The organism is Labilibaculum euxinicum, assembly GCF_963678175.1.
GTDB classification, from domain to species: Bacteria; Bacteroidota; Bacteroidia; order Bacteroidales; family Marinifilaceae; genus Labilibaculum; species Labilibaculum euxinus.
Window position 1 is genome coordinate 1990809 of the sequence record NZ_OY782756.1, and the last position, 24003, is coordinate 2014811.

At 37.3% G+C, this 24003-nt stretch carries 10 protein-coding genes; all 10 read left to right on the forward strand.

The window, feature by feature from the left end; genetic code table 11:
- Positions 1–242 precede the first annotated feature (242 nt).
- The 10 genes from ACY0M5_RS08260 to ACY0M5_RS08305 all read left to right on the forward strand — a co-directional run bounded on the left by ACY0M5_RS08260 (position 243) and on the right by ACY0M5_RS08305 (position 23960).
- A complete protein-coding gene (locus ACY0M5_RS08260; RefSeq protein ID WP_461631424.1) occupies positions 243–3404 on the forward strand; it encodes a SusC/RagA family TonB-linked outer membrane protein in 3162 nt (1053 codons plus the stop codon).
- 18 nt (positions 3405–3422) lie between these two features.
- Positions 3423–5195, forward strand: a complete 1773-nt coding sequence (locus ACY0M5_RS08265; protein WP_461631425.1) for a RagB/SusD family nutrient uptake outer membrane protein — start codon at positions 3423–3425, stop codon at positions 5193–5195.
- Between the two features lie 81 nt (positions 5196–5276).
- On the forward strand, positions 5277–8345 hold the full coding sequence (locus ACY0M5_RS08270; protein ID WP_461631426.1) for a SusC/RagA family TonB-linked outer membrane protein: 3069 nt from the start codon (positions 5277–5279) through the stop codon (positions 8343–8345).
- A gap of 17 nt (positions 8346–8362) precedes the next feature.
- The gene (locus ACY0M5_RS08275; RefSeq protein WP_461631427.1) at positions 8363–10537 is read left to right on the forward strand and encodes a RagB/SusD family nutrient uptake outer membrane protein; all 2175 of its coding nucleotides are present in this window, start codon (positions 8363–8365) and stop codon (positions 10535–10537) included.
- Positions 10538–10574: 37 nt separating this feature from the next.
- The gene (locus ACY0M5_RS08280; protein ID WP_461631428.1) at positions 10575–12008 is read left to right on the forward strand and encodes a DUF1735 domain-containing protein; all 1434 of its coding nucleotides are present in this window, start codon (positions 10575–10577) and stop codon (positions 12006–12008) included.
- A gap of 204 nt (positions 12009–12212) precedes the next feature.
- A complete protein-coding gene (locus tag ACY0M5_RS08285) occupies positions 12213–14114 on the forward strand; it encodes a DUF6055 domain-containing protein (RefSeq protein ID WP_461631429.1) in 1902 nt (633 codons plus the stop codon).
- Positions 14115–14304: 190 nt separating this feature from the next.
- Complete coding sequence (locus ACY0M5_RS08290; RefSeq protein WP_461631430.1) at positions 14305–16443, forward strand: family 43 glycosylhydrolase; 2139 nt, start codon at positions 14305–14307, stop codon at positions 16441–16443.
- 256 nt (positions 16444–16699) lie between these two features.
- Positions 16700–19111, forward strand: coding sequence for a glycoside hydrolase family 127 protein (locus ACY0M5_RS08295; protein WP_461631431.1), 2412 nt, complete (start codon positions 16700–16702; stop codon positions 19109–19111).
- 38 nt (positions 19112–19149) lie between these two features.
- On the forward strand, positions 19150–21555 hold the full coding sequence (locus ACY0M5_RS08300) for a glycoside hydrolase family 127 protein (RefSeq protein ID WP_461631432.1): 2406 nt from the start codon (positions 19150–19152) through the stop codon (positions 21553–21555).
- Between the two features lie 41 nt (positions 21556–21596).
- Positions 21597–23960 carry a beta-L-arabinofuranosidase domain-containing protein gene (locus ACY0M5_RS08305; protein WP_461631433.1) on the forward strand — a complete coding sequence of 788 codons (2364 nt, stop codon included), beginning with the start codon at positions 21597–21599 and terminating at the stop codon, positions 23958–23960.
- Positions 23961–24003: the final 43 nt, after the last annotated feature.

Consider the following 24003-nt stretch of genomic DNA (forward strand, 5'->3'; position numbering starts at 1 on the left):
AAATTGTACCTATGAAAAAACGAAGTTCTCCTTTTCCATTCTTATGGAAATCCAATCCGGTTAAAATATTTCTTCCTGATTTTTGTTATCTGATTGCAGATATGTGATATCGGGATAGAATTTAGACTGATTCAGTCAATTTTATCTTACTATTTAAGAGAATATTAAAAATCCTAAATGGGCAGTCAGAAAACATATGTCAAAGTTTTCTGGTTGAATCTACAAATAAAAAGTAATATTAAATGAAAGCTATATCTATTGGAAAAATGCGATTGCTATTCTGTATGCTGCTTATTGCTTTCTTACCAATAACAGTCTTCGGGCAATCGAAGATAATAACAGGTAAGATTTACGATGAACAAGGACTCTCAATACCTGGAGCAACCATTGTTATTGTTGGCACAACAGATGGTACAAGTACTGATGTTGAAGGTAAATTCAGTATAAAAGCAAAACCAGGTGATGTTTTGCGATTTTCCTTTGTGGGATTCGAGACACAGGAGGTTGTTGTCAAGGATCAGACTGAATTAAAAATTGCTATGAGAGCAGACACTGAGACTATTGATGAAGTTATGATCGTAGCCTATGGTGTTCAAAAGAAGGAATCGGTTGTAGGAGCTATATCTCAGGTTTCAGGTGAAAAACTGAAGTCCATTAAAATGGGAGGTAGTGTTGAAAATACCCTTCAGGGGAGTTTGCCAGGTTTAACGGTAATTATGACCGATCCTACTCCTGGAGAAGAGGCATTAGGTGGATATTATGCGGCATCGCCTATACAAATGTCTATTCGAGGTGCATCATCAATGGGGAATAATAACCCATTAGTTATTGTTGATGGTGTCGAACGTAAGTTTTCAAATATTGACCCTAATGAAATTGCTTCTATTTCAATTTTGAAGGATGCCTCGGCAACAGCTGTTTATGGTGTTAAAGGGGCTAATGGTGTTATTATTGTGAATACCAAACGAGGCCGTTCAGGTGCGGTTGAACTTGATTTTACCGCTAGTGTTTCAATGAAAGAACCAGCTATTTTGCCAGAATATATGAATTCTTATCAAACCATGATGCTTCGAAATGAGGCTTATAAGAATGATGGGAAGTGGAATATGTTAATTTCGGACGAGGCTTTAGAGCATTATAAAAATCAGGATTTGCCTTATTTATATCCAGATTATGATTGGATGGAACACTTGTTTAAGCCTGGTTTCGATCAAAATTATAATTTGAACGCGCGTGGAGGAAATGATTTTGTACAGTATTTTGTTTCTCTGGGTTATTTGAATGAGGGAGATATTTTTTCTGTTGGAAATGATTTTCCTTACGATTACGATAAGAAAAATGCACATTACTGGCATAAACGCTATAATTTTAGAAATAATCTGGATTTTAATTTGACAAAGTCTACTCGATTATCAGTGAATTTGGGCGGTAATATCAAGGTCTGGAATAAGCCACAAGATACTTTTACTCAGGAACTTTGGTTTTCTGCTCCTTCGGTAATGCCATTTTATCCCGAAGATGCAATTAAGCAGTATCCTGACGATGTTATTCCTTACAATCAAACAGGTACACGTCCAATGATTAATCCTGCTCAAGGAGAAGTTCGTTTGAATTGGATGGGAGGACAAGGTTTTATCCGTAAAAAATCAAGTGAGATTAATGCTGACCTTCGTTTGGTTCAGCAGTTGGATTTTATAACTCCAGGATTATCTGCATCCGGTTTGTATTCTTACAATGGGGATGCTATATATAATAAAGACTATGTCTTACCTCAGTATTTTGGTTACTATCTTGATCCTGAAACGCAACAATGGTCTCGTTATACCAATTATGGTTCTGAAGATTTTGATACTCCTCAACCTCCTTTAACGGTGACAAATAATGATGATTTATGGGGAACTACCCGAACTCATTATTATGAGGGGCAGTTAGCTTATGCCAGAAAGTTTGGGGATCATAATGTTTCAGCAGTAGGAGTTTTTAGTCGGAGGGAATCCCGTGGAATTAAAGATTTCCCGCATTATGAAGAAAACTGGGTTGGTAGAGCTACTTACGATTATAAGGAGCGTTACTTTTTTGAAGCAAGTGTAGCACATACTGGTTCCGAAAAATTTGCACCAGGTTTGCGTTACGGTACATTTCCTGCCTTTGCCGGAGGTTGGTTACTGTCAAAAGAAGATTTTTTTCAGCCATATACCCACATAATTGATTTATTTAAACTTAAATATTCTTGGGGTAAGGTTGGTAGTGATGCTGGAATTGATCGATGGCTTTATCAATCGGAATTTTCTGAAGAAGGAGGTGCCGCATTTGGTTATCCATTGCATGGATATGGTGGTATTAAGGAAGGTAATATCCCTGTAACTGACGCAACATGGGAAGAAGCGGTGAAACAAAACCTTGGTTTGGAATTAGGCCTTTTTCAAAGTCAGGTTGTATTGAATGTTGACGTATTTACTGAACGTCGTACAAATATGCTTCAAAAAAGGATGTCTGTACCAAGTTATGTTGGGGTTAGTGAAATCAGAGGTAATCTTGGGGAAACAAAAAGTCATGGTATTGAGATTGAGCTATCTGTAAATAAACAAGTGAATAATAATTTGGCTTTATTTTTGGATGCTAATGTGTCCATGTCAGAAAATAGAGTTGTGTATTATGATGAGCCGGACAAGATGCCTTTTAATTTGAAAGCAGAAGGAAAGCCTGTAGATATAGCTAAACGTATTAGTAGTTATACTCCTGGTACTGGTCTGGTAGATGGAGGTTTCTATCAGGATTTTAATGAATTGTTTTTATGGCCGGTTGCAACAGGAGGTAATCCTATTGTAGGTGATATGAAATTCTTAGATTACAATGGAGACGGAACTGTTGACAAACAAGATTGGCTTGTTGCTGAAGATCCTATAACTCCAAATGTCACATGGAATGCCAAATTGGGAGCCATGTATAAAAGTTGGTTTTGTGATATAACATTTTATGGAATTAGTGCTGTAAGGCGACCTATGCGTCAGGGGGGGATGTTCTATTTATACCCATTCTCTCAAAATAAGGACAATGCTTATACAGCACACGCCAATCACTGGACTCCAAGCAATACAAATCCTGAATTTCCTTCTGTTCACTCCGAGGCAACTAATCAGTATAACTATCAGATTAGTAATTTCTCAATGATTGCCGGACAATATGTGCGTTTACGAAACGCCCGTATCGGTCGCAATTTTGAAATACCTGCCTTTAAAAAGATAGGAGTGAAAACAATGAGTCTTTCCTTAGTTGGAACCAATCTGTATACTTGGAAAAAGTTAGGATGGGGAGGAGATCCGGAAGGATTTAACTTTGGAGTTGATTTCGGTGCATATCCTCAGACTAGAAGATATACTCTGGAACTAAATGTGACATTTTAATTAGAAAAACATAATTGTATGAAAAAAATATTATTAGTTATATTTTCTGCTGTTGTCCTGTTTGGTTGTGAAAATTATCTGGACAAAGTTGAAGACTCTGCGGGTTTACAGGCCGATGATGTATATACTGATTATTTGAATTTTAGAAAATTTGAGGATCGTATGTATAAAGATATGAATGATTATTTGTCGGCGGGTGACTATACTTACATTGCAGCTTTATGTGACGAAGGTCATTTAGGGCCTGGTTGGGAAACGATGCCAATTGCACAAAATGGAGACTGGATTCGTTCGTATAATACAGGTCAGGCACTTCAGTTTTATGGTGTATGGGGTGCATGGGAGAGCATTCGAATTGCGAATTTGGTACTTGAAAATCTTCCTCAGTTAGAAGGAGCAGCTACTACTGATCAAATGAATCAGTTGAAAGGACAGGCTCATTTTATGCGTGCCTGGTATTATTATGAATTTTTGAAACGACAAGGCGGAATGCCATATATTCAAAAGGCATTTAAAGGAACTGACGATTTTGCAAGAACACGTTTGTCATATCACGAAACAGCATTGAAGATAGCTGCAGATTGTGATACAGCAGTTCTTTTATTACCTGCTAAATGGGATGATGCTAATATTGGTCGCCCAACAGCTGGAGCTGCGATGGCTCTTAAGTCCTCTACTTTTTTATTCGATGCAAGTCCAAGCAATAATCCAAGTGGTGATGCCAGCAAATGGGAAGCTGCAGCTTCTGCTGCCTGGGATGTTATTAAGTTGGCAGAATCCACTGGCCGTTATAAACTATTGCAAAGTAAAGGAACAGATCATGTAACCTATGCAACAGAATGGAAGATCAATGAAGAAGGGGAACGCGAAGTTACTAATACCGAATCGATTGAATATATAAGCGGATTTGACAGTATCTTTATGTACAGACCTTATAACGATGAAATTATTTGGGAGAATTATTCCGCAAGTTATTCAAGTGGTTATTCTGTGTTTACAGTTCCTAGCCTAAGTGCTGGTGGCGTAATTCAAGGATTTAGTCCTACGGCCAATATTGTTGATTTGTTTGAAACCAAGCAAGGTTTGTCCATTCAGGATGATCCTGATTTTGATGATCAAGATCCTTTTATTGACCGTGATCCTCGTTTTTATCAATCTATTCTATTTAATGGTGAAAGATGGACAAGTCAAACAGATCGATACATGGAGTTGTTTGAGGGAGGTAACGAGCGTAAAGGTGAAGAACATTATTCAACATCTGGATATTTGGCACGAAAGTTTTGGGCTAAAAATGTGGATCAATGGTCGGGAACACAGGCTCCTAATACCCATGTTATTTATTTTCGTTTAGCGGATATGTATCTGCAATATGCTGAAGCTGTAAATGAATTGGGAGGACCAAATCATAAAATATCTGGAGCAACTTTAAGTGCTGTTGAAGCATTAAATATTGTTAGGGCACGTGTTGGAATGCCGGGTGTAAATAGTATTTATCTGGGGAGTAAAGAAAGTTTTCGCGAAAGGATTAAAGCCGAAAGAGCTGTTGAACTTTACCTTGAAGGCAAACGCTTCTTCGATTTGTCAAGATGGGGGGATGCACATAAGCCAGAACATAGAGAGTTATACGGTATCGATTTTCAGGCTGATGCCGGAAGTCCTACTGGATATATTATTTCTCGTCCAACAACTCCATTCTTCACACTAACATTTGGTCAAAAGCATTATAAATGGCCTATACCTTTAGAGGATGCATTAATGTTTGAGGAATTTAAACAAAATCCAGGTTGGTAAAATAAGTAATCTGATAGATATGTCTAAGCCAAAATATAAAATGTTTTGAGGTGTAAGACTGTCAGTATAAAAGATATGATTATGGAAAAAAAATATATTAAAAACCTGTTGGTTCTGATTCTCACTGTTTTGGTTGGATATACATCCACCTATGCAGAAGACGAAAAGAAGTCAACGATCGCGGTAAGTGCGAAAATTTTGGACGTTGCCAATCAGCCTGTTTCCAATGTGCTTGTTTCTTCATTTATAGGCAAAGATAAGGTGGTTACAGACTCGGAAGGTAATTTTACAATACAGGTTTCTGAATTGAAAACGGATCATTTATATCTGGAGGAAACCGGGTATAAACCGATGGTTGTTGATGTGGAAAAAGGAGAATTAAAAGAAGATCACATTGTTCTGCATAAAGAATATCCAATAGATGGAAATAGAACATTATCATTTCCTTATCAGGATGTGCCTTCCAGCCGTTCAGTTTCTGCAACAACAGTAGTTACAGGAGAAGAATTAAGTACTTACCCTTCAAGTAATTTTTATGAAACTTTAAGTGGACGTGTTCCGGATTTAAAAGTGGCGACGATTAGTGCTGATTATTATGTTGTAAATGGAACTATACGTTCCACTATGGGAGTACCATTGAATATTCTTGTAATCAGAGGTGACGAAGCTGTTACATATATTGATGGTGTGTTGCGCGATGCTTCAGATTTATCAGCAGACGAAGTAGAAACAGTACATGTAATTCGCGATTTAGCCGGACGTGCTGTACTTGGTTTAACAGGAGTTGCTCCGGTAGTTTGGATCACAACTAAAAAAGGAGCGAGTTACAAAAACCAGATTAACGCAACAGCAAGTGTTGGCTTTAGTTCTCCAACAGCCTTACCCGAATATTTAGATGCTTACAATTATGCGACTCTTTATAATGAGGCTAGGGTTAATGATGGTTTAAATCCTATTTATTCACAAACAGCATTGGATGCTTATAAAAATAATTCGGATCCGGTAAAATTTCCTAACATAGATTATCAGAATGAATATGTTAAGAAAAGGGCGATGTTTCGGAAAGCAAATGTGAATTTTAGTGGTGGTGATGAAAAAGTGAACTACTTTTCGATGGTAGACTATGTTGGTACCGATGGTTTGGAAGCTGTTGGGCAGGATTCCAAATTAAACCGTTATAAAATTCGCGGGAATGTTCATATTAAGTTGAACGATTGGATGAAGATGAATGTGAATTTGTCAGCCGTGTATGGTAAGCGAAAGTTTGCTAATTCATCCGGAGGGGCACAACAATTCAACTTATTCAGTTATATCTCGCAGTATCCATCCAACGCACATCCAATTTCCTATGACGACAAATTAATTATTAGTAATGATTACCCTATGAATATAACAAACGAGTTGATGTATGGGGGATTTGCTGAAAATATAGATTTGAATAGTCAAAATAGTGCAGAGCTTATAATTGATTTAGGAAGTGTGCTTAAAGGATTATCTTTTAAGGGATCTGCGGCTTTTGATGTAAACAATTCCATCACAAATAATAAGGGAGGAACCGCAGCATTATATCGTCTTATTGATAATAATGGAGAAATAGGAACAGAGAGAATGGTTGAGGAAAGTATTATTCCTAATTTATCTCAGAGTTATGACAATTACAGGAGAAGAACTACTGCTTACGGACAATTCAATTATGACCGTACATTTGAAAAACATGCTATAATTGTAAATGCTTCCTATAATCAACTGTTGGAAGAAATTAGGAATACAAGTCGAGGTTATCAGCCATTGAAAAAGCAGGATGTTGGATTAAGAGCTAATTATGCTTACGATGGTAAGTATGTTGCAGAATTAAGTTTAAGCTATACTGGTAGTATGCTTTTGCCAAAAAATAATCGTTTTGATTTGTACTCAACACTGGGAGCTGCTTGGATAATGAGTAAGGAAGATTTTCTCGCGGATAGTAAAGTGATTGATTATTTAAAATTATATGGTTCTTATGGCTCTATGGGAGTTGATAATTCAGGTTTAGCTGGGTTTAATGCCTATTACCTGTATCAAACACTTTGGCAGGCAAATGGCTCCTGGCAGCCTGGTGTTGAGGGAAATAAAGCAGATCCAGTAAATGTTTACAACATCATGCAAGCTGGAAGTAATAATTACAAGCTTCCTCAAGTAACAGATTTGAATGTTGGTGTTCAAAGTGAATTGTTTGATCGCAGGTTGTCTCTGGAGTTAAATTACTTTACCAGAATAGGAAAGGATTTTTTAACACTTAAATTTTATGATACCCCTGCAATTTATGGAGGAACAGATTTCTTGCCAGCATCAAATTTTGGTGAGAATAAATCTTGGGGTTATGATGGAAATATTCAGTTCACCGATAAAATTGGAAAACTAAACTATTCGTTTGGGGTAAATGCTTCCTATAAAAGATCAAAGATTGTGAAGGCAAATGAGGCAGTTAATTTGGAAGACTATCAAAAGAGATCGGGTACGCAAGGTGATCATTTCTGGGGATATTCTGCTGAAGGTTTGTTTCAATCGGATAGCGAAATTCAGTCGAGAGGTATAACTCAAAGTTGGGGAGATGTTCAATCGGGAGATATTAAATATTCCGACTACAACAAGGATGGAGTTGTTGATGAAAATGACCGACATGACTTGGGAGAACATACACCGCGTATTTATTATGGGGTAAACCTAAGTTTAGAATACAAAGGAGTTGGACTTAAGTTGATTGGTACAGGTGTTGCTGATGGTAAAAGATCGAATTTATATTCCAATTACTTTTATAACAGAAATACAAATCAAAATTATTCAAAACCGATGTTGGATCGTTGGCCGGAAACCAATAATTATCCAAGGTTAACAACTACCCAATTGGAGAATAATTCTCAGAGTTCATCATTTTGGTTGACTAATGCAGCTTATTTTACACTTAAAAATGTGGAATTGAGCTACACTTTGCCACGCCAAATTTCTCGAAAATTTCTGATGAATAACTGCAAGATGTTTGCTCAGGCTACGAATCTTTTTACTGCTTCAAATCTTACAAAGTATGGTTTGAATCCTGAAAATATGGAAGCGGGGATATATTCTTATCCTATGTTGAAAACAATCACCTTTGGTGTAGCCTGTAAATTTTAACAATTAAAATCAGATGTATGAAACGATTTATATTTATAATAATATTGGCCTTGAGTTTGGGAGCATGTGAAGATTTCCTGGATCCAAGACCTATTCAGGATCAAACCAGTGAGGATCTTTGGAGTCATGCAACATACGGTGAGGGGATCCTTACAACGGCATATGATGATCTTGAAGGTAGTTATATTTCAGAGGATTATTTTACCGACAATGCTGTTCCTAATGTGCCAGGTTCAAATAGTTTAGCTATGGGGTCATGGAATGTTCAATCCAATCCTATTGGGAACTGGAGAAATAGCTATAAAAATATCAGATATTTAAATTTATTCATCGAGAACGCTAAAGATTTGGTTTATAAGGTTTCTGATTCATATAAAGATTCAACCTTAAAGGTACATAGAATGGGAGAAGCTTATTTTTTAAGGGCTTGGTATCAATGGCAATTGCTTCGCGATTATGGTGGTTATGCTTCCGGCGAAACGGAAGCATTGGGCTTTCCCATTGTAACCAGAGTACTGGAGCAAGGTGAGGATTTAGATCTTCCTCGGAATACCTATGAAGAATGTGTACAACAAATAGCAAGTGACTGCGATTCAGCAATCAAGGTTTTGCCAATTGATTATTTGAATGGAACCGATGAATTTACAGGTTTATCAAATAGAGGAAGGGGATCTGCTTCAGCAGCATTGGCTTTAAAAGCACGTATGTATGTGTATGCGGCCAGTCCGGCATTTTCTACTCCTGATCAGGCAAAATGGGTTCGTGCGGCTAAAGCTGCGGCAGAAGCTATTGAGGTTATCGGAGGATTAACTGAACTGGATGAATTTGGTAATTTTAACGATTTTTCAAGTCCGGATAATATTTGGATTAATCCTACCGAGTCAGGGAGTGGGCAAGCATATGGATGTTATCCTCCATCGTTGTATGGTTCAGGAAATTGTAACCCTTCGCAGGAACTTGTAAATTCATTTCCGGCAAAAGATGGTTATCCGATAAGCCAAAGTAGCTTATATAAGGCGAATACTCCTTACAGCAAACGTGATGGTCGTTTCGAGCGCTTCATCTTTTTTAATGAGGATTTGTATAACGGAACCTATATTAGAACTGTTGAAGGTGGAGCTGATGCTCCTGGTGGATTAAGTCAGCATGGAACCCGTACGGGGTATTATATGAAAAAACTTATAAGTAAAAAAGTTCGGTTAACCCCAGGGGATTATGCAAGCGATATTTATTTTTATGTGTATATGGCTAAAAATGAATTGTATTTGAATTTTGCAGAAGCGGCCAATGAGGCTTATGGGCCCACAGATGCATCTTTAGGTTTTTCGGCTCTTGAAGCTCTTCAAAAAATTCGTGAACGGGCTGGAATAGATTCGGATACTTCAAGAGAAGGTTATCAGGATCAGTATGTTGAAAATACAGCAGCCTTAGGTACTGATGCTTTTAGAGACCTTGTTAAAAATGAAAGACGTTTGGAATTGTGTTTTGAAGGACATCGTTTTTGGGATATCAGAAGATGGAATGATCCATTAAATCATATAATTTCCGGTGTAAATATTTCATACTCAGATCAACCTCTTGAGCAAGAGAAAGAAAATATAGGACTTCGCTCAGTACCATCAACAGATTATATTTCAAGTTGGGAAGATATCAATTCTATTAACAATGGTTTTGATAATCCAGCAGCTTCAAATGATAATAGTCGTGGAATTTATGGAAACTGGTACAGTGGTGGAGAGTGGAGATATATTCAATATGATTTTCCGCAATATCCAACATCTACCGGTGTGAGTAGAATTCATACAGTAGATCAGTCTGATGTATATTGGTTCAGCGATGGTGGAGGTATTTTAACCCCCGATAGTGTTTACGTAGAAGCTTGGGATGTAAATTTAAATCAATGGGTAGAAGTTTCTAACTGGGTTGGATATGGACGCGAGGCGGATGAATGGAATGTTACCACTTTTGATCCTGTGTCGACAGACAAGATTCGTTTGCACATGAAAAGTGATACAGAATCTACTGGTGTAATAGAATGGAGAGTATGGGGTACGAAAACCAATCCTGCAAGTTATAATTATCAATATCAGCAGGTAGAAGCTCATAGTTTTCAAGATTATATGCGTTATGTTCCTGTACCTTATACTGAAACGCTGATCATGCAAAATCTGAAACAAAATAAAGGTTGGTAACAGGTTGTTTTAATGTAAAAATGTAAATTCATATATTATGAGAAAGATAATTTTATTCCTGTTGTTGATCGGGTTTATGTCAAGTTGTTATGATGATTTCAGACTTGATTATCCGTATTCAACTGTGGCTTTTTCAAACGCAACCGGGGGGCTTGATATTCCTGGCGTGCTCGCACGTACTGTTGTAAAAGATGAGGGACTTAAGTTGGATGTAGGTATATATTTGAGTGGGAAACTTGAAAATACAAAGGAGAGATGGGCAGAATTTGAAATTGATGAAAGTTTGTTGACAGATACTGATTTTGAATTATTGCCTTCTAGTTATTATAGTTTAAGCAATAGTAACACTATTGTAATCCCATCTGGAGATTACATTGGAAGAGTTACGGTGACTCTTGATTCAACAGTCTTTTTGAATGATGCTAAAGCGAAGGATTATAAATATGCCCTTCCGCTTCGGTTAATTAAAACTTCTGAGGATTCAATTCTAGCAACGCAAAGTACTCAAATTTTGACTGTAAAGTATATAAACCATTATGAAGGGTTTTATTATAACAAGGGAACGTTTGTTACTTATAGTGCAGATGATGAAGAGCTTAATAGTGGGGCTTTTGATAATGAGATTAATGCAACCACTTTTGGTTTGGATACTATTTTGATAGATGGTCTGATAAACGGCATTGGTGAAGATTATATGGCTAAATTAGCTATTGATCCGACCAATTCTCTTTATTTGGAATATGTACCTAAAGTGCCTGAACCGCTTGTTCTTGAAAACGTGGCTTTGGCAAGTACTGCAACAACTTCATCAGTATCTTCATGGGAAAATGTTGATGCCGTAAGAGATGGACAGGAACCTACGAACTCAGAAACAAAATCTCCTGGAGGAGCGTATGGAAACTGGCCAAATCCAGAAACTTGGAACTGGGTGCAATACGATTTCCCTCAGTATTATGAAATCTCAAATTCTCAGGTTTATTGGTGGACAGATGGCGGTGGAATTCTAATTCCTTACAATACTTATATGGAATATTGGGATCCAGCTACTGAGGTATGGACTAAATTTGCCGATCCTGTAGTTAACGGTGTTAGTATTCCTGCCAGTGATTATGGAAATACAACTTTGTTTACAGCAGGGAATCCTAGTTCGGGTACCGATAAAGATAAATTTAATGAAACAACTTTTACTCCGGTAATCACTGATAAAATTAGATTGCATTTTATTGCGGTTGAATCACAAGGAATACATGAATGGAAGGTTATGGGAGTTAAAGCAAAATTATCGGGATATGAACAAGAACCAATACAGAAAATTACTTTAATTGGGGATAATAAATTCGATAGTACAACAAGCACCTATACATTAAATTATAGAGTTGATTATGATGGTAAAGATCATTATACAGAAGTATCATCAACTATGGTTTGGCGTAACAGAATAAGAGATGGTGTTAACGAATGGAGGCGTTAAGAATCTTCATTGTTGAGATGAGAGAAATTTAACTCTGGTGAATTTCGTTGTTGTTATTTAATTTTTAGGAAATTACAATCCGTAACAATAAAAGATAAGATTCGGGCGCAGGTAATAATTAATTTTACTTGCGCCCAATTTTTCTTAGCTGTGTTTTTTCAAAGCTTTCAATAAATTTATTTTGTCAATTAAAATTTAAAAATAATGAATCAAATACAGAATAAACATCTGATAATAGATCGGTTAAATCTTAGGATGCTTTTTACACTGATTATCTTTACTCTATTCTTTTTGGCCTGCAGTGGAAGTGATTTGGTTTCTGATGAGGATGAGAAAGGTAAGCCAGATTCAGAAACACCAAAAGCAGATACAACTTCATTCGATAAGAGTAAATTTTATGTTCCTCTGGAGTTTAAGGATAATGATTATACTTCTACATCCAGTACATGGTGTTACGAAAGAAGTAAGCAATCAGATCATTTTATATTATTTTGGGCTGCAGGATATGGAAAAAACGATCCAGGGGCTGCAGAGGTTCCAGATAACCTGCGTGTTGATATTGATGACTTATTAGAAAAGGCGGAGGTGTTTTATGATCTAAATGTAAATACACTGAAGTTTGCTGAAACTGGTGTTGGTAAATCAAATTTGGATCAATATAAAATGCAAATTTACCTGTTTTATCAGGAAGAATGGATGGCTTTTGGAGCCGGATATGATGATACTATTGGTGCCTTATGGGTTAATCCAGGTACAGTTCAGCCGGTTGGTGCTGTTATTGCTCATGAAATAGGGCATAGTTTTCAGTACCAAACATTTTGTGATTTAGGTGGCAAGGTTGGATTTCGTTATGGTTTTGGTGGAAATGGTGGGAATGCATTTTGGGAACAAACAGCGCAGTGGCAATCTTTCCAAGCTTATCCAGAGCAAGTATTTGAGAATAATAACTTCCCTGTTTATTGTGAGAATTGTTTTCGACATGTTTGTCACGAGGACTATAGGTATGCCAGCTATTTTATACATTATTATTGGGCAGAAAAACATGGAATTGATATTATTGGAAAAATTTGGAGAGAAGCTCAGGAGCCGGAAGATCCCATTGAAGCATATATGCGTATCACCAATATTACGGTTGATCAATTGAACGATGAGATATATGATGCCGCTGCAAAATGTGTGACATGGGATGTTGATGCTTTAAGAGAGTATGGAGCTAACCATATGGGACAACAGTCATTTAAATCAATAACACTTGATGACGGGAGCTATCAGGTAAGTTATGATCGTTGTCCGGGAACCACAGGATACAATACAATTCGTTTAAATGTTCCAGATGAAGGCACTGAAATATCTACTGAATTTACAGGACTTGTTAATGCTTCAGGGTTTAATCAGATAGCTGATGTGAATAGAGCTGGATGGCGTTATGGATATGTTGCACTCTTGGAAAATGGGGCGAGAGTATATAGTGCTGTAAATAAAGAGCCACATGGATATGCTGTATTTACAGTACCTTCCGGATGTGTTAAATTATGGTTAGTTGTAACTGGAGCTCCAAATTCGTATACTGCTCATCCTTGGGACGATGATGACACAAATGACGATCAATGGCCTTATAAAGTGAAATTTACTAATACTGATCTTTATGGAAATATTGTATTCGATGGAACGGAAGTACCTGAGGATTTAACTTTAACTTATGATGTGAAATTTTCACCAAGTTCTGCAGGATATACAGGAAGTACAGTAAGTATAGATCTAACAAAATTAGTGAAGGTACTTGTTTTACAAAGTTCTGAAATTAGTGATAAGATTGGAAATGAAATTACCTTTTATGGAGTAGAATCTAATGAAACTTTGAACATAACCACCACAGCTACCGGATTAGGGCATTGGTTTGATATCGATGGTAATATTTGTGCTTATGGTGACAATGCCAAAGTTTTTTCGGAGTTTGATAAAACAAACTTTACTTTCTCAATTGGTCAATATCCCGGGCATTGTTCTTCTGGTAATCAGTTTAAAGTTAAACAGGCCTTGGTTTACCAATATGCAGCAGGTAAAAAGGTACAAGTTACGTTTGTATTTAATATTACAATAAAGTAACACACTATCTTCGGCGTAGAATAAAAACTACGCCGAAATCATCTGAAGTAACATATGGGGCAGTGTGTTGCGGGATAATGAAGCTGCTGTGTTGAAAAGGCAATAGGAATCGTCTCTGTTTGATTTAAATTTAACGTAGGGAATGGTGAATTTAAAGGAGAAATTGTTAAACATGAATTCATAATATTACATGGAAAAATTTATTTGTATCGTATTATTAATCCTATTTGCTTTTTGTGCTAAGGGGCAAAAAGCAAATAGAGATTTGACAATTGAGAATAACCCATTACTACCAGGCTACTTTGCCGATCCAACCATTAAAAAATTTGGAGAAATCTTCTATCTGTATTCCACTACCGATGGAATTAAATTGGCTTCGGGAGAACCACAGGTTTGGGTAAGTAAAGATTTTGTGAATTGGTACAATACCGAAATGGATATTGAGTTACCGGATGGTTTAACCAATTGTTGGGCTCCTGATGTGATGAAAGGGAAGGATGGAAAGTATTACTATTTTATGGGTAATTGTGAACATGGCTGTAATATTTATGCCTATGTTTCTGATTCACCAATTGGTCCATGGAAAAGTCTGAAAAATGGACAGGCTGTTATTCCTGTGGGGACAGCGATTAAGGGGTTACCAGCTTTGGATGCCCAGTATTTTTTGGATGATGATGGATCAATCTATTCCTATTTCGGGACTTGGTGTTCTAGTTTCGGGGGACTTGGATGGGCTAAAATTGATCCCAAAGATCATTGTACGATATTGGAAAGCGGATCAATTCCAATCACTCAAATTCCTGAAGTATTTGAAGCTGCTTATTTACTAAAACACAATGGAAAGTATATTCTGATGTATTCGTCCGGTGATTGCAGGTTGAGCAGCTATGCAGTTCATTACTCTTATTCTGATTCTCCGGTAGGTCCCTTTAACTACGGAGATAATTCTCCAATACTGAAAACAAATCAGGACGGAAGTATTGATAGTCCGGGGCATCATTCGGTTTTAAAAGATGGCGACGATTATTATATCCTGTATCATCGTCATGATAATCCACATAGTACTGGTGGTGAGTTCAGACAAGTTTGCGCTGATAGACTTGATTTCCTGAATGACAGTACTATTCTTCCGGTAATTCCGTCGCATAAAGGAATTGGTTATTTGAGAAAAAACCAGATCCCTGAAAAGGATTTGGCCTTTAAAGCCAAAACAACAGCTACATCTTATTATCATTTGGAATCACCGGCAACAAAATATACAAATAGTCCAGTTGATTATAAATATCTGCCTGAATATGCCACAGATAATAATAACGGAACGATGTGGAAGGCTGCATCAAGTACATACCCTCAATCGTTGGTTGTTGATTTGGGTAAAAAAGTGAAAGTTGCCAGAGTAATGACTCAGTTTGAGTATTCAACTTTTTACTATCAGTATAGAATTGAATGTTCTTCTGACAGCATTAATTGGTTCTTGTTTTCAGACAGAACAAATAATAGGCAAAGTGGGTCACCAATGATTGATGATAACAATGTAAATACCCGCTATGTTAAATTGATGGTAACCGGAGCTGAAAAAGGAGGATTGTTTCCTGCAATATGGAATTTAAAAGTTTATCCTGATTTATTTGAAATTCCTGAATTGGCCTTGCTGTCGAAAACTTCTAAGGATAATCTTTTAACGGATGATCATTTATTAATGAATTTTGACGTCGAAAATTTCGTAATGGATTCTTTTGATTATTCCTTCAAAAATTCAGGAAGTTTAGGGGGATATTTTATGAAAGAAGGTGCTCCCGAAATAAAGTATATAGACAATGTAAAAACAATTTCTTTTGATGGAGAAAGCTTTTTTAAATTAAGTGAATCTGCTCCTAACAGTTTAAGTTGGAACTCACCGTATACTGTATCTTCGTGGGTATTTAATCCTGAAATTGGAGATGGAGAATGCCTGATAACCTGGAATAGTCGTGAAAACATGCTGCAAGGCTCCTATTCAGCATTAATGTATGGTAAAAGTAATTTTGGAGCTGTGGCTCATGGAGATGGATCTGTTGATTTAGCCTATAAAGAAATCCCTGAAGCATCAAAATGGCATCACATAGCACTGAGCTTTGATGGAATGGTTGAGTCGGTATATGTTGATGGTGTTCTAAATACTCAACAACCAATTAATCTATTTGTTAAAAATAGTGATATTCTGATTGGCGCAAGTGGTTTATACGCAGAGAATTATACTGGTTATATTTTAAATTCTCAGCTTTTTAACAGAGCATTAACCAAGCAGGAAATTATTGAATTAATGAAGATTACATCTCCGGATAAATAATATTCATTAATCAGTTTATTTTTCGGCAATTAGTTAAATCCAGTAAAATTAAAGGCGAAAATATTTACTCTATTTGAGTGCATTTAGAGAATGGAGTGAATAAAGCCTTGATAAATCGATGTAATTGAAGAATTAAAAACATTTGTACTATTATTTTGAACAAACCGACAACTTAATGTGAGCATTTCGATACAATTTTACATTTGAAGAGTAATTAATTTCTGAAATAGTAATATTAAAAAAATAGGATATAACAATGACAACAATTAAAAGAGTTTTAACACTTGCGCTTTGCATTTTGTGTTTTGCAGCAAATGCTCAGGAAAAAAATAAAACAGGTGGATATCCCATTTCTCCTGTTCCTTTTACTTCTGTAAAAGTTACAGATTCGTTTTGGGGACAAAGACTGAAAGCAAGTCGTGAAGTGACTATTCCATTGGCTTTTAGTAAGTGTGAAGAAACCGGTCGATATGAAAACTTTATTAAGGCAGCACATCCAAGTGATACGATTAAAGTGGAAGGCTTTTCATTTGATGATACCGATGTGTATAAAACCATTGAAGGAGCAAGCTATTCAATGCAGACTTTTCCTGATAAAAAATTAGACAAATATATTGACAGTGTTTTAACAATTGTGGCAGCTGCGCAAGAGGCAGATGGATACTTATATACTTCCCGCACAATGAATCCTGCACATCCGCATGAATGGGCAGGAACCAAACGTTGGGAAAAAGAGGAAGACCTTAGCCATGAGTTGTACAATCTGGGACATATGGTTGAAGGTGCTTTGGCACATTATCAGGCAACTGGGAAAACAAATTTTTTAGATATCGCGAAAAAGTATGCCGATTGTGCCGTAAGGGAAGTTGGCGATAAACCAGGACAGGTAACAGTAGTTCCAGGTCATCAGATAGCAGAAATGGCTTTGTCGAAATTGTATGTTGCAACTGGAGAACAGAAATATCTTGACTTTGCAAAGTTCCTATTAGATAAGCGGGGGTATACCACAATAAAAAGTGAATACAGTCAGTCGCACGAACCGGTTTTGGAACAGGACGAAGCTGTTGGGCATGCAGTTCGTGCTGCCTATATGTATACCGGCATGGCCGATGTGGCTGCGCTTACCGGTGATACTACCTATGTAAACGCTATCGATAGAATTTGGGAAAACATTGTGGGCAAAAAATTATACATCACAGGAGGTATTGGTGCTACAGGGCATGGTGAAGCTTTTGGTGAAAATTATCAGTTGCCTAATATGTCGGCGTATTGTGAAACCTGTGCTGCCATCGGAAATGTTTATCTCAATTACAGACTATTTCTGCTTCATGGCGAATCAAAATACTACGATGTACTGGAACGCACTCTTTATAATGGGTTGATTAGTGGTGTTTCATTGGAAGGCGATGGGTTTTTCTATCCAAACCCACTTGAATCGATCGGTCAGCACCAACGCCGGCCATGGTTTGGCTGTGCCTGTTGTCCGTCAAATATTTGCCGGTTTATTCCTTCTGTTCCAGGATATATTTACGCAGTGCATAAAAGTGATTTGTATGTAAATCTGTTCATGTCGAATAATTCGGAAATTAAGGTAGATGGAAAACCGGTAGTATTGAAACAAACAACCAATTATCCTTGGGTTGGTGATATTAATCTGGATGTAAATCCAAAGAAGAAACAAAACTTCAACCTTAAAATCCGTATTCCGGGATGGGTGTTAGGTCGGGTAGTACCAAGTGATTTATATACTTTCACTGATAATAAAAAATTATCATACTCAGTTAAAGTAAACGGGCAGTCTGTTACAAGTCAACTTAAAAATGGTTATTTCACTATCAGTCGTACTTGGCGTAAAGGCGACAAGGTTGAAGTTCATTTCGATATGGAAGCGCGCACTGTAAAAGCTCATCCATTGGTTGAGGCTGATCAGGGCAGAGTTGCTGTTGAGCGTGGTCCTGTAGTTTATTGCGCTGAGTGGCCTGATAATGATTATAGTGTATTGAGTGCTGTTATTCCACAAAAACCGGTATTTACTGTTGAAAACAAACAAGACTTACTGTATGGCATCAATATGATTCATACCGATGCTCAGGTACTTAATTACAACAAACAAGGTAAAATCGAAGTAAAAGATGTTCAATTGAACATGATTCCTTACTATGCCTGGGCTCATCGTGGAAGTGGTGAAATGACAGTTTGGCTTTCCAACGATTTAAGTACCAGTCGTCCCATGCAACAACCCACTCTTGCCTCGGAAAGTAAAGTTGATGCCTCGCATTTGGTGAAAGCAATTAGTGCGGTTAACGACCAACTCATCCCTAAAAATGGTAAGGCTCAAGCTGTACCTTATTACCATTGGTGGCCTAAAGAAGGAACAACAGAATGGATTTCATACGAATTTGACGGTGAGAAAACAGTAAGTGGTTCAACCATTTATTGGTATGATGATGCTCCCTGGGGTGGTTGTCGCATACCAAAAGAGTGGAAAATTTACTATAAAAATAAAGACAGTGAGTGGACGGCTGTTGAGAATAATGAACCCTACACCGCAACAAAAGGTGTTCCCAGCAAAGTTTCATTTAAAACAGTGAAGACCAATGCGATAAAACTTGAAGTGAAGTTGCCTGAAAAAAATGCGTCAGGAATTTTCGAATGGGAATTGGAATAGTTCCGATACCGAATTTTCATACTAAATATAGATATATAATGAGATTAAGATATTATAGTTTCCTGATATTGTTTGGTTTTCTTGCATTTTCTTGTGCTAAAAAGGAGAATGAAACTGTAGGACATTTAAATCCGGTTCCCTTTACCTCTGTTCATTTAAATGATCAGTTTTGGGCTCCTAAAATTGAAATTAACAGAACTGTGTCAATTCCATCAGCATTTAAAAAGTGTGAAGAGACCGGGCGTATGGATAATTTTGCTCTGGCTGGTGGTTTGATCAAAGGAGAACACCAAGGTGATTTTCCATTTGATGATACTGATGTTTATAAAGTGCTGGAAGGAGCTTCATATACGCTGGCGGTAGAGTATGATGCTAAATTGGATCATTATCTGGACAGTTTGATCACTTTAATTGGTGCCGGACAAGAAGAGGATGGTTACCTGTACACTTGCCTAACCAACAAATGTGAGCGTTTGAAGCGTTGGTACGGAGAGGGACGTTGGGATCGTTTGAACAGCCATGAACTTTATAATTGCGGTCATTTATACGAAGCTGCTGTTGCTCATTATCAGGCAACCGGAAAACGTTCTTTACTTACAATTGCGATCAAAAATGCTGATTTGGTGAATCAGGTTTTTGGTCCGGGCGAAGGACAAAAGAAAGTTCCTTCAGGTCATCCGATTGTGGAGATGGCATTGGTAAAATTGTATCGGGTTACAAATGATGAAAAATACCTTAAGCTGGCGCGTTTTTTTATTGATGAAACAGGGAAAGGTACTGATGGTCATGAATTGAATGAATACAGTCAGGATCACAAACCAATTGTTGAACAGGATGAAGCAGTTGGTCATGCTGTTCGTTTGGGATATCTCTACTCAGGTGTAACCGATGTTGCTTCCTTGATGCATGATAAGCAATTGATGGAAGCCACAAAATGTGTTTGGGAAAATGTGGTTTCTAAAAAATTATATATTACGGGTGGAATTGGTTCCCGTGCTCAAGGTGAAGGCTTTGGCCCGAATTACGAATTGCCTAATATGACAGATTATTGTGAGACTTGTGCTTCGATATCAAATGTTTACTGGAATTACCGTTTGTTTTTGAATGATGGAAATTCAAAATACTACGATGTACTTGAACGTGTGTTGTACAACGGAGTTATTTCGGGTGTATCCTTAAGCGGCGATAAATTTTTCTACGATAATCCTCTTGAATCTGTTCATAATCATGATCGCGCACCTTGGTTTGGATGTGCTTGTTGTCCGGGCAATATTACACGGTTTATGGCCTCGATACCGGGTTATATTTATACAACTGATGAACATTCTGTGTATGTAAATTTATTTTCTGAAGGTCACGCTGACGTTGCAGTAGGAAAGGATACCCTGAGTCTGACACAAAAGACACAATATCCTTGGAGTGGTAAGCTTACAATTTCAGTTGATAAAAAGACAAATGAACGTGTTGGTTTGAAAATTCGCATTCCGGGATGGGCACAAAATCAACCTGTACCATCTGATTTGTATCACTTTGTTGAAAATGTCACAGATACTTATACCATTAAAGTAAATGGAAAGAAGAAATCACCCGAAATGGTGAATGGTTATGCCATTTTGAGAGAAAAGTGGGATGCGGGAGATCAGATAGAAGTTGAATTTCCAATGCCTGTGCGTAAAATAAAAGCCAGCGAAAAGGTGATCAATGATCATAACAAATTGGCTTACCAACGTGGCCCAATAGTGTATTGCTTCGAGGATAAAGACAACAATAATGCGTATTTATTCGATGAGTTTGTATCGCCGGATGCAAAGGTGAGTTCTCAATTTGAAGAAAATCTTTTAGGTGGGGTGGTAACACTTACAATGAAAGCAAGCAGGGTAAGTCAATCGGGAGATGCAAAAACAATTGAACCTGCAACTCTTAAAGCCATTCCATATTATGCATGGAACAATCGGGGAACAGCAAATATGTTGGTTTGGCTGCCTTCAGCGGAAGAATCGGCTATCGTAAAACCCGCATATTCACCTGCAGATTCGGCCAAGGCATTTTCATCAACGGATTGGGCTCCAGGTTTGAATGATGGGTTTACTCCTAAAAATTCGGGTGATACTGATAAATCATATTTCTACTGGTGGCAGAAAGAAGGATCGGAAGAAACTGTTGATTATGAATTTAAAGAACCTATTGTATTGTCTCAGTCATCGGTTTATTGGCTTAATATGGATCACTACGACGGCAATTATAAGGTGCCCGAAAAATGGTCATTATTATACAAAGACAGCAAGGGGAAATGGGTTCCTGTTGAGACCAGTGATGAGTTTAAAGTGGAACTTGATAAATACAACACAGTGAATTTTAAGCCTGTAAAAACAAAAGCACTTCGAATTGCGGCTCAACTGCAAAAAGATGAGTCGGGTGGTATTTTGGAATGGAAGGTAAAATAATTGAGACTGTAATTTTCTGATAACTATATAATTATTAAAATATGAGATTCGATTTTTGTAGAGCTTTATTCTTTTCAATTTGTATTGGAGTTGGATTATCTTCCTGTTCAGGTATCGAAGATAATCGAATAAGCACGAACGGCCCTGAGATGGTTGAATTTAAAGTACTGCCATTTGATTTAAAGGATGTTAAATTGCTTGATGGACCTTTCGAAAAGGCCATGGAATTAAATGTGCAGAGCTTGTTGAATTATGAACCAGACAGATTGCTGGCAAAATTTCGGATCGAAGCAGGTCTTCAGCCTAAAGCAGAGCATTATGATGGTTGGGAGGCAAATACAATAGCAGGACATAGCTTAGGACATTATTTAAGTGCCTGTGCCTTAATGTATAATTCAACAAACGACAAGCGTTTTCTTGACCGGGTTAATTATATAGTTGATGAGCTGGAAGCTTGTCAGAATGCTGACGGTGAAGGATACATAGGTGCTTTCCCTGACGGAAAGCGGATTCTTGAAGAAGAAGTAGCAAAAGGAGATATACGTTCGAAAGGATTTGATTTGAATGGAATATGGGTACCCTATTATACCGAGCATAAAGTGATGGCTGGTTTGACTGACGCTTATAATTTATGCGGGAATAAGAAGGCTTTACAAATCAATATAAAATTTGCAGATTGGTTAACAACCATTGTAAAAGACTTAAATGATGAACAAATTCAGAACATGCTGGATTGTGAGCATGGAGGAATTAATGAGTCGTTGGCTGATCTTTATGGATTAACCAAGAATGAGAAATATCTGCAGCTGTCTAAGGTTTTTCATCACAAAAAGGTGCTTGATTCTTTGGCTCATCATGTTGATATCTTGCCGGGAATACACGCGAATACACAAATTCCCAAATTAGTTGGATGTGCCCGCCGTTATGAGCTTACCGGGGATTTGTCTGATAGAGAATCCGCTGAGTTTTTCTGGGATCGTGTTGTAAATTATCACTCCTATGTTACAGGCGGTAATTGCAATCATGAATATTTTGGGGAGTCGGATCATTTGCGCAACCGTCTTAGTCAAAATACGACTGAAACATGCAATGTGTACAATATGTTGAAGCTGTCCCGTCATCTTTTTGAATGGGATGCCGCTCCTGAGGTTGCCGATTTCTATGAAAGAGCATTATTCAATCATATTTTATCCTCTCAGCACCCTGTTGATGGTCGGGTGATCTATAATTTGTCATTGGAAATGGGAGGTCATAAGGTATATCAGGATCCATATTGGTTTACATGTTGTGTGGGAACAGGAATGGAGAATCATTCAAAATATGGAGCAAACATTTATTTTCACAACAATAATGAATTGTATGTAAGTCAATTTATTGGTTCTGAACTAAAATGGAAAAGCAAAGGTTTGATCGTAAAACAGACAACTGTTTACCCGGAAGAACAAGGGACAAAACTGGAGTTTAACTGCGAAAAACCCAGTAAATTTATGCTTAAACTGCGCTACCCAAAATGGGCTGAAAATGGTGTGGAGATTTATATCAATAATGAAAAGATATCTGTTGATCAAAAGCCGCAAAGTTTTATTTCTATTGAAAGAACCTGGAAAAATGGAGATGTATTGGAATATAAGATGCCTTTTACACTTCGTTTGGAAACCATGCCTGATGACAGCAACCGTGTTGCAGTTATGTATGGTCCGATGGTAATGGCTGGTGAATTAGGCCCGGAAGACGATCCAAAAGCAACTGATGCAATGTATGTGCCTGTTATTATGACAGAAGATAGAGATCCTTCGAATTGGTTGAGTTCTGTAGAAGGAGAAGTAAATACATTCAAAACAGAATCGGTTGGATATTTGCATGATTTTGTTTTGAAGCCATTCTATAAAGTGCATGATGTAAGGTATTCTGTATATTTTGATATTTTCAACCAAGAATCATGGGCGAAATACCAAAAGGAATATCAAGCTAAACAAGCACAGAAAAAGAAATTGGAAGAAATGACAGTTGACTTTTTCCAACCAGGAGAAATGCAGCCCGAACGTGATCATAATTTCACAAGCGAAAAATCATCCGTTGATGTGATAAAAAATAAAAGATCCCGTGTTGTTAACAGAGGTGGTGTAATGTCCTTTGAAATGGGATTGATGAAAGGAAATCGATTGGCTTTGGCTGTTGAATATTGGGGCGGAAGTACCGGAGCTAAAACATTTGATATCTTGATTGACGGAAAATTACTTGCGACAGAAAATATCGCAGATAAAAAGCCGGGTGAATTCGTGGATATCTTATACCAATTGTCCGATGATATTTGCATGACCAAAGATAAAGTGTTGGTTACATTTAAACCTCACGAAGGGCATAGAGCAGGACCAGTATTTGGTGTAAGAACTGTTAAGCAATAAATAAGGAAAGAATATTTTAGTTAGTTTTTAATGGTGGTAGTTC

Coding starts and splice junctions, on each gene's coding strand:
- ACY0M5_RS08270 (WP_461631426.1), top strand. CDS start 5,277: ATGGAAAAAAAATATATTAAAAACCTGTTGGTTCTGATTCTCACTGTT.
- ACY0M5_RS08290 (WP_461631430.1), top strand. CDS start 14,305: ATGGAAAAATTTATTTGTATCGTATTATTAATCCTATTTGCTTTTTGT.
- ACY0M5_RS08275 (WP_461631427.1), top strand. CDS start 8,363: ATGAAACGATTTATATTTATAATAATATTGGCCTTGAGTTTGGGAGCA.
- ACY0M5_RS08265 (WP_461631425.1), top strand. CDS start 3,423: ATGAAAAAAATATTATTAGTTATATTTTCTGCTGTTGTCCTGTTTGGT.
- ACY0M5_RS08260 (WP_461631424.1), top strand. CDS start 243: ATGAAAGCTATATCTATTGGAAAAATGCGATTGCTATTCTGTATGCTG.
- ACY0M5_RS08280 (WP_461631428.1), top strand. CDS start 10,575: ATGAGAAAGATAATTTTATTCCTGTTGTTGATCGGGTTTATGTCAAGT.
- ACY0M5_RS08285 (WP_461631429.1), top strand. CDS start 12,213: ATGAATCAAATACAGAATAAACATCTGATAATAGATCGGTTAAATCTT.
- ACY0M5_RS08295 (WP_461631431.1), top strand. CDS start 16,700: ATGACAACAATTAAAAGAGTTTTAACACTTGCGCTTTGCATTTTGTGT.
- ACY0M5_RS08305 (WP_461631433.1), top strand. CDS start 21,597: ATGAGATTCGATTTTTGTAGAGCTTTATTCTTTTCAATTTGTATTGGA.
- ACY0M5_RS08300 (WP_461631432.1), top strand. CDS start 19,150: ATGAGATTAAGATATTATAGTTTCCTGATATTGTTTGGTTTTCTTGCA.